We start from the raw sequence: 9,438 nt of genomic DNA, 5'->3' as shown, positions 1-9,438 counted from the left end.
ACACCTACAACCACCACCGCTGCCACACCGCACTCGGCGGCCAGCCGCCCATCAACCGCGTCAACAACCCTGCGGGTCAATACAGCTAGGGCGTGTTGCGAAAGCCCCGCCTGTCCGGCGACGGAGAAACCCCTGTCACGATCGTTGACCTTCGCCTGACACGTGTCACAGCATGAACCCACCGGTGCCTACCGGTCAGTAGACGCCGGTTGCCGCCCCTGGGCGCCCGCCGTCGTCCGCCGCCGGCCGTCCTCAGCGTGGAGGTCCCCTTGTCCCGTCGCCTCGCCCCGGCCCGCGCGCCGCTCGCCCTCGCCGTCACGGCGGCCCTCGCCTGGCCGCTCGCCGTCGCCGCTCCGGCCGCGGCGAGCGCGCCGGGCCGGTACACCGTCACCGCGCTCAGGTTCACCGTCCCGGCCGGCGACCGCACCTGCACGGTCGACGCCGACCTGTACCGGCCCGCGGGGGTGGACGCCGCGCACCCCGCGCCCGCCGTGCTCACGACCAACGGCTTCGGCGGCAGCAAGTCCGACGGCGGGACCGCCGCGGCGGGCAGAGCCTTCGCCGAGCGCGGCTACGTCTCGCTCGTCTACTCCGGCCTCGGCTTCGGCAGGTCGGGCTGCCTGATCTCCCTCGACGACCCCGGCATCGACGGCAGGGCCGCCTCCGGACTCGTCGACTTCCTCGCCGGCGAGCGCGCGGCCGACGACGGCACCACCGTCGACTACGTCACCGCCGACGGCGAGGGCGACCCGCGCGTCGGCATGATCGGCGGCTCCTACGGCGGCGCCATCCAGCTCGCCACGGCGTCCGTGGACCACCGCCTGGACGCCCTCGTCCCCATGGTCACCTGGCACGACCTCTCCTACTCGCTCGACCCCAACAACGCCGCCGACCGCCGCGTCCCCGGCGCCGCCAAGTGGCAGTGGATGAACGGCTTCTTCCTCATCGGCGAGGGCCAGCCGCTGCTCCAGCCCGCCCTCGACCCCTCCCGCGTCAACTCCCTGAAGTGCCTGCACTTCGTCACCCGGGCCTGCGAGACGATCCGCACGCTCAACTCCGGCCGCTACCCCGCCGACCGGACCAAGGCCCTCCAGGAGTACGCGCGCGGCGTCTCCCCGGTCTCCTACCTCCACCGCGTCAGGACGCCGACCCTCCTCGTGCAGGGCCAGGCCGACAGCCTGTTCAACCTCGGCGAGGCCGAGGCGACGTACAAGACGCTCAGGGCGCAGGGCACCACCGCGAAGATGATCTGGCAGTCCGCGGGCCACAGCGGCGGCGAGAGCGAGCCGGCCTCCGGCGAACTGAACATGGGCGCGGGCAACCTGGAGACCTCCTACGTCGGCAAGCGCGTCCTCGCCTGGTTCGACCGCTACCTGCACCGCGACACCAGCGTCGACACCGGCCCCTCCTTCGCCTACTACCGCGACTGGATCGACGACCCGCGGCACACCTACGCCACCGCCGGCACCGTCCCCGCACCGCACCGCAGGCTCTACCTCTCCGGCGACGGCAAGCTCGTCGACGACCGCGCGAAGGTGGCGCGCGGCAGCCGCGAGTACCGCAACCGGCTGGTCCCCACCAGCCACTCCGAGTCCTCGCTCGCCGGGATGCTCGGCCTGCGCGACCCCGCGCCGTACGACAGGAAGGGCACCTACCTCGACTGGACCACCGAGCCCTTCACCGACGCCGTGGACGTGGTGGGAACGCCCCGGGCGCGGCTGAAGGTGATCTCGCCGCGGACCGAGCGGGTGCAGCACTCCGGTGACGCGGCCGACAAGCTGGTCCTCTTCGCCAAGCTGTACGACGTCGCGCCCGACGGCACGAGGACGCTCGTCCACCGCCTCGTCTCACCGGTACGGGTGCCCGACGTGACGAAGCCGTTCACGGTCTCGCTGCCCGGCATCGTCCACCGCTACGCCAAGGGCCACCGCCTGCGGCTCGTGGTGGCGGCGAGCGACGGCGCGTACGGCGGGAACAAGGGCGTCAAGCCGGTGACGGTGACCAGCGCGCCCGGTGACACCGGCACCCTCGACCTGCCGGTGGTCCGCCACTGACGTTCACCCGTATGGCCCAGGGATGCGTCCCGGAGGCACCTTCGCCGCGCGCGAACCGGCACCGGCCGCCCATGCTGGTGCCGGGGGAGGCACACCTCCGACGGAAGGGGTCCACCATGAGCCCAAGGACCGCCAAGCGCGGCTCGAAGGACGGCGGCGGCATGGTGACGCCCGGCAGGGTCGTCGTCGCCCTCATCGGCGTCCTCACCCTGGTCTTCATCTTCGAGAACACCCGCAGCACCAAGATCCGCCTGCTGGTCCCCGAAGTGACCATGCCGCTGTGGGCGGCCCTGCTCGCCACGGGCCTCATCGGCGCCCTGTGCGGCGCCTACTTCATCGGGCGGCGCAGGTGACGGCGGACCCCGGATAGCGTGGAGCGATGCCCGACACACCCGTCGACCTCGCCGTGGGCCCCCGCGTGGGGATACGGCACTTCCGCCTCGCCGACGCGGCCGAGTTCACGGCACGCGCGCGGGAGAGCCGTGAACTGCACCGGCCCTGGCTCTTCCCGCCCCACACCGACGACGCCTACCGCGCCTACGCCACCGCCCTCATCGACGACCCGGCCAGGGAGGGCTTCCTGCTCCGCGAGCGGGACAGCGGTGCCATCGCCGGGTTCATCAACATCAACAACATCGTCCTCGGCGGCTTCCGCTGCGGGGCCCTCGGCTACGGCGCCTTCGCCCACGCCGCGGGGCGCGGCCTGATGGACGAGGGGCTCGGGCTCGTCGTCGCGTACGCCTTCGCGGAGCTGGGCCTGCACCGCCTGGAGGCCAACATCCAGCCGGGCAACGCCGCCTCGATCGCCCTCGTGCGCCGTCGCGGCTTCCGGTACGAGGGCTTCTCGCCGGACTTCCTCCACGTCGACGGGGCCTGGCGCGACCACGAACGCTGGGCGCTGACGGCCGGGACGGCGGGCCGAGCGGCCTCCTGAGCGGGGTCCGCGCGCCCCCGCGCGAACCTGACCCGGAGACCCTCTTCTCGGCGCCCCGGCGACCGTGTTCCATGGTGATCGTGAAGACCACCGTGCGCCGCGACGTACTCACCCTGCCCGCCGCCCCGCTGGGCCCCGAGAACCCGCTGCCGCCGCTGCGGCCCCCGCGCGCGGCGCACAGGACCGACGAGCGCGACAAGGAGGGCCTGCCGCGCGACATGGCCCGCCAACTCGGCCATGAACCGCTGCGCAGCATCCTGCCCGTACGCATGCTCGACGGGTACGGCCGCGAGCGCACCGAGACGGAACTCGACACCCTCGTCATCGAGAACGACCGGCTGCGCGCCACCGTCCTGCCCGGGTACGGCGGCCGGGTCCACTCCCTGCTGCACAAGCCGACCGGACGCGAACTCCTCTACCGCAACCCGGTGCTCCAGCCCGCGGGCTTCGCGCTCAACGGCGCCTGGTTCTCCGGCGGCATCGAGTGGAACATCGGCGCCACCGGACACACCACCCTGGCCTGCGCCCCCGTCCACGCCGCCAGGGTCACCGCGCCCGACGGCGGGCAGATGCTGCGCCTGTGGGAGTGGGAACGCCTGCGCGACCTGCCCTTCCAGGTGGACCTCTGGCTCCCCGAGGACTCCGACTTCCTGCACGTGGGAGTGCGCGTGCGCAACCCCCACGAGAAGCCCGCCCCCGTCTACTGGTGGTCGAACATCGCGGTGCCCGAGGAGCGCAGGGTGCTCGCCCCGGCCGACGAGGCATGGCGGTTCGCCTGCCCGGGCGGGCTGCGGAAGGTGCCGGTCCCCGAGGCGGAGGGCGTCGACCGGACGTACCCCGAACGCAGTGAGTACCCCGCCGACTACTTCTACGACGTGCCGGACGGCGCCCGGCGCTGGATCGCCGCGCTCGACCAGGAGGGGCACGGCATCGTCCAGACCTCCACCGACCTGCCGCGCGGCCGCAAGCTCTTCGTCTGGGGCTCGGGCCGGGGCGGCCGGCGCTGGCAGCGCTGGCTCACCGAACCCGGCACCGGGGGCTACGCGGAGATCCAGGCGGGCCTCGCGAGGACCCAGCTGGAGCACGTACGCCTGGACGCCGAGGCGGAGTTCAGCTGGCTGGAGTCCTACGGGCCGCTCACGGCACGGCCCGACCGCGTGCACGGCGACTGGCGGGGCGCCCGCGGCGAAGTGGCCGCGCGGCTCGCCGACGCCCTGCCGCGCGAGGCGGTCGACGCCGCCTACGAGGCGTGGCTGGCCCGCGCCGACGCCGAGCCGGGGGAGCGGCTGGCGACAGGCTCGGGATGGGGCGCCCTTGAGGTGCTGCGGGCCGGGTACGAGCTGCCGGGCACGCCCTTCGAGGAGTCGACGCTCGGCCCCGAGCAGACGCCGTGGCTCGAACTGCTCCGCACCGGGGCCGTGCCCGAGCCGCGCAAGGTGGCGCCGCCGGGGCCCACGCTGGTCGCGCGGCACTGGCGCGACATGCTGGAGACGGCGCCCGCGCGCCCGCACACCGAGTACCACCTGGGGGTCGCCCAGTGGCACGCGGGCGACCGCGCGCAGGCCGTCAGGAGCTGGGAGCGCGGCCTCGCCCTCGCCCCCTCGCGCTGGCCGTTGCTGCGCTGCCTCGCCTTCGCCGACCAGGAGGAGGGCCACGGCGAGCGGGCCGCCGACCGGTACGCCGAGGCCTTCGACGACCTCTGCCAGGAGCGGCGCGACGACGGCGTCGCCTGGACCGCGGCGACGGCCGCGCTGGGCAGGGAGGCCATCACCGCCCTGCTCGCCGCCGACCGCCCGGAAGCCGCGAGGGAGGTGTGGCGGCGGCTGCACCCCACGACCAGGGCAGAGGGCCGCTTCCGCCTCGTCGAGGCCCGCATCCGCCACGCCGAGGGCGACATGGCGGCGGTGCGCGCCGTCTTCGACGAGGGCTTCGAGGCCGCGGACCTGCGCGAGGGCGCCGAGACCCCGGGCGAACTGTGGACAGCGGCCACCGGCGGCGAACCGGTGCCGCCCCGCTACGACTTCCGGACCCGGCCCCCGGGTGAGTGAGACCCCGATGCGTGCGCACAGCCCCGTCCCCTGAAAATATGGGCATCGCAAGGGAACCGACCCAGAAGGGAAGTCATGAGCACCGAGACGCTGGAGTTCCAGGCCGAGGCGCGCCAGTTGCTGGAGCTGATGGTCCACTCCATCTACTCCAACAAGGACATCTTCCTGCGCGAGCTCATCTCCAACGCCTCAGACGCCCTGGACAAGCGGCGCCTGGCCGGTCTGCAGGACGAGAGCCTCAAGGCGGACGACCTGCGCATCGAGATCGAGGCCGACTCCGAGGCCCGCACGCTCACCGTGCGGGACAACGGCATCGGCATGTCGCGCGACGAGGTGGTGGGCCTGATCGGCACCATCGCCAGATCCGGCACGGCCGAGACGCTGCGCCGGCTCAAGGAGAGCAAGGAGTCGGCCGACCTGATCGGCCAGTTCGGCGTCGGCTTCTACTCCGTGTTCATGGTGGCCGACAAGGTCACCCTGCTGACCCGCAAGACCGGTGAGGCGGCCGGGGTGCGCTGGGAGTCGGACGGCGACGGCACCTACACGGTCGAGACCGTCGAGGACGCGCCCGAAGGCACCTCGGTCCGCCTCCACCTGCGCCCCACCGACCAGGAGGACGGCCTCCACGACTACACCGACGCGGCGAAGATCCGGGAGATCGTCAAGCGGTACTCGGACTTCATCTCGTTCCCCGTGACGATGGGCGACGAGACCCTCAACTCGATGAAGGCGCTCTGGGCCCGCCCGCGCTCCGAGGTGAGCGACGAGGAGTACCACGAGTTCTACCGGCACGTCAGCCACGACTGGTCGGAGCCGCTCGACATCATCCAGATGCGGGCCGAGGGCACCTTCGAGTACGAGGCCCTGCTCTTCCTGCCCGCGCGGGCCCCGCACGACCTCTACCAGCGCGACGCCCGCCACGGCCTCCAGCTCTACGTCAAGCGAGTGTTCATCCTGGACGACAGCCGCGAGCTGCTGCCCGACCACCTCCGCTTCGTCAAGGGAGTCGTGGACGCCGCCGACCTGTCGCTGAACATCTCCCGCGAGATCCTCCAGCAGGACCGGCACATCCAGCTCATCCGCCGCCGCCTCGCGAAGAAGATCCTCGCGTCCATCAAGGAGCTGATGGGCAAGGACGCCGACAAGTACCGCACGTTCTGGCGCGAGTTCGGCCCCGCCGTTAAGGAGGGCCTGCTCGACCCGTCCGAGGACCACAAGGCGATCCTCGACATCTCGTCCTTCGCCTCCACGGCAGGCGAGGAGCCCACCACCCTGGCCGACTACATCGAACGGATGCCGGAGGGCCAGGACAAGATCTACTTCATGACCGGCGACACCCGCGCGCAGATCGAGAACTCCCCGCACATGGAGGCGTTCAAGGCCAAGGGGTACGAGGTCCTGCTGCTCACCGACCGGGTGGACGAGATCTGGGTCGAGGGCGTCCGCGAGTACGCGGGCACCGAGTTCCGGTCCATCGCCCGCGGCGAGGTCGACCTGACCTCGGACGAGGAGGCTTCACCCGAGCAGGCCGAGGCCTACGCGCCGGTGCTGACCTGGCTGAACGAGACGCTCGACGACGTCAAGGACGTCCGTCTGACGACCCGGCTCACCAGCTCACCGGCGTGCCTGGTCAGCGACGACGACGGGCTGACCCCGGCCCTGGAGAAGATGTACAAGGCGATGGGCCAGGAGCTGCCGCCCGTCAAGCGCATCCTGGAGCTCAACCCGGGGCACGCGCTGGTCGGCGCGCTCAGGGCGGCGCACGAGAAGCGCGCGGACGACCCGGAGCTGAAGGAGACGGCCGAGCTGCTGTACGGCACCGCCCTGCTTGCCGAGGGCGGCGACCTCGCCGACCCGGCCCGCTTCGCCGCCCTGCTCGCCGACCGCCTCGGCAAGACGCTCTGACCGGCACCGCGTGACAGCGCCGGCCGCCGCTCACCGGGCGGCGGCCGGCGCTGTGCCGGGCGTCAGGCCGTCGTCATGCGGCGGTCCACGTACTCGAAGACGGAGCCGTCCGGGTGCATCGCGATGAGGTTGCGGCCCGCCGGGGTGGGGACGGGGCCCGCGATGACGCGGGCGCCGGAGGCGGTCAGTACGGTGTACGCCTCCTCGACGTCCTGCACCGCGATGGTCGCCGAGACCTTGCGCAGCACGTCCAGTTCCTCCTTCGGGCCGCTCATCAGCAGGAAGCAGCCGACGGCGGCGACGGAGACGCCACCGCGCTCGAAGCGCATGGCCCTGCCGCCCGCGAGCCGTTCGTAGAACGCGACGGAGGACTCCAAGTCCTCGACGCAGATGCGCAGCGTGGTCCCCAGGATCTCCATGGCGAGACGATTTCATGATTGCCCGCCCCGCCGCCACCGCCTCCGGCAGGTCGGGCACGCCCGTGGCACGCCGGACGCGGCGGAGGGCGGCACCCGGTTCGGATGCCGCCCTCCTGATGCCGCTCAAGGCCCTCGGTCAGGACTGGGGGCGGCTGCCGTGGTTCGCGCCGTTCTTGCGGCGGGCCTTCTTCTTGCGGCGTCGCTTCGAGGACATGGATACCTCCGTGGTGCTGATGGTGCTTCCCGGACGGATGTGCATCCGGGCGATCACGCGGCGCCTACCCGTCCCGCAACCACGTCAAGGTGTGTGCTGCATCACACCGTTACCGGTCGCGGGGCCCGGGTACCCGGGGGCCATGACGGGCTCCGAGAAGACGACTCCGACCGGCCTCGGCAAGCCGCCGCTCGACAAGGCGCTCACCGATGAGCTGGTCCGTACGGTCCGCGAGGAACTCCGCGCCGAACTGCGCGAACAGACCAGCAGGCAGCGCCGCAAGGCCACGCTGTACGCCGCGTCGGGCGCCGCCGCGCTCTACGCGGGCGCCGCGGTCGCCCTGGCCGTCGGCCTCGCCCTGGCGCTCGGCCTGCACGACTGGGCCGCGGCCCTCGTCGTCGCCGTGCTGCTCGGCCTCGCGGCGGTGCTGCTGCGCAACGCGGCCCGTCCGTCCCGGCCGCGGGGCGGACAGGACACGCCCGCCGGACCCGGCATCCCCGCGCCGCCGCCCATGCCGCCCTCGACGCCCGCTCCCGGCGGCGGACGCTGAGCCCCGCGCCCCGGGGCGGACGGCTCAGAGCCTGTGTCATAACCCCGGCTCTCAGACGACGCGGAACTCCTCGACCTCGTCCGTGCGCAGTCCGAGGCCGTGCCCGACCCCGCCGTCCGGGCGGACCGTGCCGCCGGTCGGGTCGAGCGCCCCGTCGAAGAACATCGACTCGATGCGCACATGGTCGTGGTACCACTCGACGTGCCGCAGATTGGGCACGCACGCCGCGACCGCCGCGTGCGCGTGGGGCGCGCAGTGCGCCGAGACCTCAAGGCCGTGCGCCTGCGCGAGGGCCGCGGCGCGCAGCCACTCGGTGAGGCCGCCGCAGCGCGTGGCGTCCACCTGGAGGCAGTCCACGGACCGGATCATGCGCGCGAAGTACGGCAGGTCGTAGCCGTACTCGCCCGCCGTCACGTCGCACACCAGCGCGTCCCTGACCTGCGCGAGCCCGCACAGGTCGTCCGAGGACACCGGTTCCTCGAACCAGCCGACGCCCTGCTCGGCGAGGACCCTGCCCACCCGTACCGCCTGCTTGCGCGTGTAGGCGCCGTTGGCGTCGACGTACAACTCGGCCTGCGGGCCGATGACTTCGCGTGCGGTGCGCACCCGCGACACGTCGCGGGCCGCCGCCCGGCCCCAGGCCTCACCGATCTTTATCTTCACGCGCGGAATGCGCTGCCCGTGCACCCAGCCGTTGAGCTGCGCCGCCAGATGCGTGTCGTGGTACGTCGTGAAGCCGCCGCTGCCGTAGACGGGGACCTCGTCGCGGACCGCGCCGAGGAGCCGTACGAGCGGGATCTCCAGGAGGCGCGCCTTCAGGTCCCACAGGGCGATGTCGAGCGCCGAGATGGCGCATCCGGCGACGCCCGGGCGCCCGGTGTTGCGGACCGCCTTCGTCATCGCGTCGTGCGCGGCGGGGATGTCCAGGGCGTCACGCCCCAGGACCGCGGGGGTGAGCTGCTCGTCGACCAGCGCGGCGGCGGCCGCAGGCGCGTACGTCCAGCCGGTGCCGGTGGCGTCGCCCGCGCTGACCTCGACGACGACCACCGTCGTGGCGTCCCAGGCGAACGTGCCGTCCGCCTCGGGAGCGTCCGCGGGCACGGTGTAGGCGGAGACGACGGGCCGTTCGATGGAGACTGCGTCCTTCATCTGGATCTTCCTGTGTCCATGGTGCGCGGCGTGGGGGAGCCGGCGGCGGGGCACACGGGCCCGCGGCGGCCACAGGGGTGCGCACGGGTCCGCCCGACCGGTTCGGCCGGGCCGAACCCGAGGTCGCCGGGCAGGGACCGGGTAACCCCGGCGCGCCGGGGCAAA

The 9,438-nt window shown here is 72.9% G+C and carries 8 protein-coding genes; 6 read left to right on the top strand and 2 right to left on the bottom strand.

The genetic code is table 11. The features are described 5' to 3' along the window. Window positions 1-269: 269 nt before the first annotated feature. The 5 genes from AB0I16_RS34065 to htpG all read left to right on the top strand — a co-directional run bounded on the left by AB0I16_RS34065 (window position 270) and on the right by htpG (window position 6,941). Entirely contained in the window at window positions 270-2,054 is a 1,785-nt protein-coding gene (locus AB0I16_RS34065) for a CocE/NonD family hydrolase (RefSeq protein ID WP_363253543.1), read from the top strand. A 116-nt stretch (window positions 2,055-2,170) separates the two neighbouring features. Further along, window positions 2,171-2,407: a hypothetical protein gene (locus tag AB0I16_RS34060; RefSeq protein ID WP_363253542.1), complete on the top strand. Its 237-nt coding sequence runs from the start codon at window positions 2,171-2,173 to the stop codon at window positions 2,405-2,407. 26 nt (window positions 2,408-2,433) lie between these two features. Further along, entirely contained in the window at window positions 2,434-2,988 is a 555-nt protein-coding gene (locus AB0I16_RS34055) for a GNAT family protein (RefSeq protein ID WP_363253541.1), read from the top strand. Between the two features lie 71 nt (window positions 2,989-3,059). Then, on the top strand, window positions 3,060-5,036 hold the full coding sequence (locus AB0I16_RS34050; RefSeq protein ID WP_363253540.1) for a DUF5107 domain-containing protein: 1,977 nt from the start codon (window positions 3,060-3,062) through the stop codon (window positions 5,034-5,036). 75 nt (window positions 5,037-5,111) lie between these two features. Then, a complete protein-coding gene (htpG, locus tag AB0I16_RS34045; protein WP_363253539.1) occupies window positions 5,112-6,941 on the top strand; it encodes a molecular chaperone HtpG in 1,830 nt (609 codons plus the stop codon). Window positions 6,942-7,003: 62 nt separating this feature from the next. On the opposite strand, the gene AB0I16_RS34040 is transcribed toward htpG, so the two are convergent. After that, window positions 7,004-7,360 carry a VOC family protein gene (locus tag AB0I16_RS34040; protein WP_363253538.1) on the bottom strand — a complete coding sequence of 119 codons (357 nt, stop codon included), beginning with the start codon at window positions 7,358-7,360 and terminating at the stop codon, window positions 7,004-7,006. 356 nt (window positions 7,361-7,716) lie between these two features. Here AB0I16_RS34040 and AB0I16_RS34035 point away from each other — a divergent pair, with 356 nt between their 5' ends. Further along, window positions 7,717-8,124 carry a phage holin family protein gene (locus tag AB0I16_RS34035; protein WP_363253537.1) on the top strand — a complete coding sequence of 136 codons (408 nt, stop codon included), beginning with the start codon at window positions 7,717-7,719 and terminating at the stop codon, window positions 8,122-8,124. Between the two features lie 51 nt (window positions 8,125-8,175). On the opposite strand, the gene AB0I16_RS34030 is transcribed toward AB0I16_RS34035, so the two are convergent. Then, window positions 8,176-9,273 (bottom strand): enolase C-terminal domain-like protein, encoded by a 1,098-nt coding sequence (locus AB0I16_RS34030; RefSeq protein ID WP_363253536.1) that lies wholly within the window; start codon window positions 9,271-9,273, stop codon window positions 8,176-8,178. Window positions 9,274-9,438: the final 165 nt, after the last annotated feature.

Source organism: Streptomyces sp. NPDC050703 (assembly GCF_040654435.1).
Taxonomy (GTDB): domain Bacteria; phylum Actinomycetota; class Actinomycetes; order Streptomycetales; family Streptomycetaceae; genus Streptomyces.
This window is presented reverse-complemented; position numbering and strand designations above follow the sequence as displayed.

Bases quoted from the DNA above. Each gene is read 5' to 3' on its own strand.
- AB0I16_RS34035 (WP_363253537.1), top strand. From the start codon at position 7,717: ATGACGGGCTCCGAGAAGACGACTCCGACCGGCCTCGGCAAGCCGCCG.
- AB0I16_RS34055 (WP_363253541.1), top strand. From the start codon at position 2,434: ATGCCCGACACACCCGTCGACCTCGCCGTGGGCCCCCGCGTGGGGATA.
- AB0I16_RS34040 (WP_363253538.1), bottom strand. From the start codon at position 7,360: ATGGAGATCCTGGGGACCACGCTGCGCATCTGCGTCGAGGACTTGGAG.
- AB0I16_RS34060 (WP_363253542.1), top strand. From the start codon at position 2,171: ATGAGCCCAAGGACCGCCAAGCGCGGCTCGAAGGACGGCGGCGGCATG.
- AB0I16_RS34030 (WP_363253536.1), bottom strand. From the start codon at position 9,273: ATGAAGGACGCAGTCTCCATCGAACGGCCCGTCGTCTCCGCCTACACC.
- htpG (WP_363253539.1), top strand. From the start codon at position 5,112: ATGAGCACCGAGACGCTGGAGTTCCAGGCCGAGGCGCGCCAGTTGCTG.
- AB0I16_RS34050 (WP_363253540.1), top strand. From the start codon at position 3,060: ATGGTGATCGTGAAGACCACCGTGCGCCGCGACGTACTCACCCTGCCC.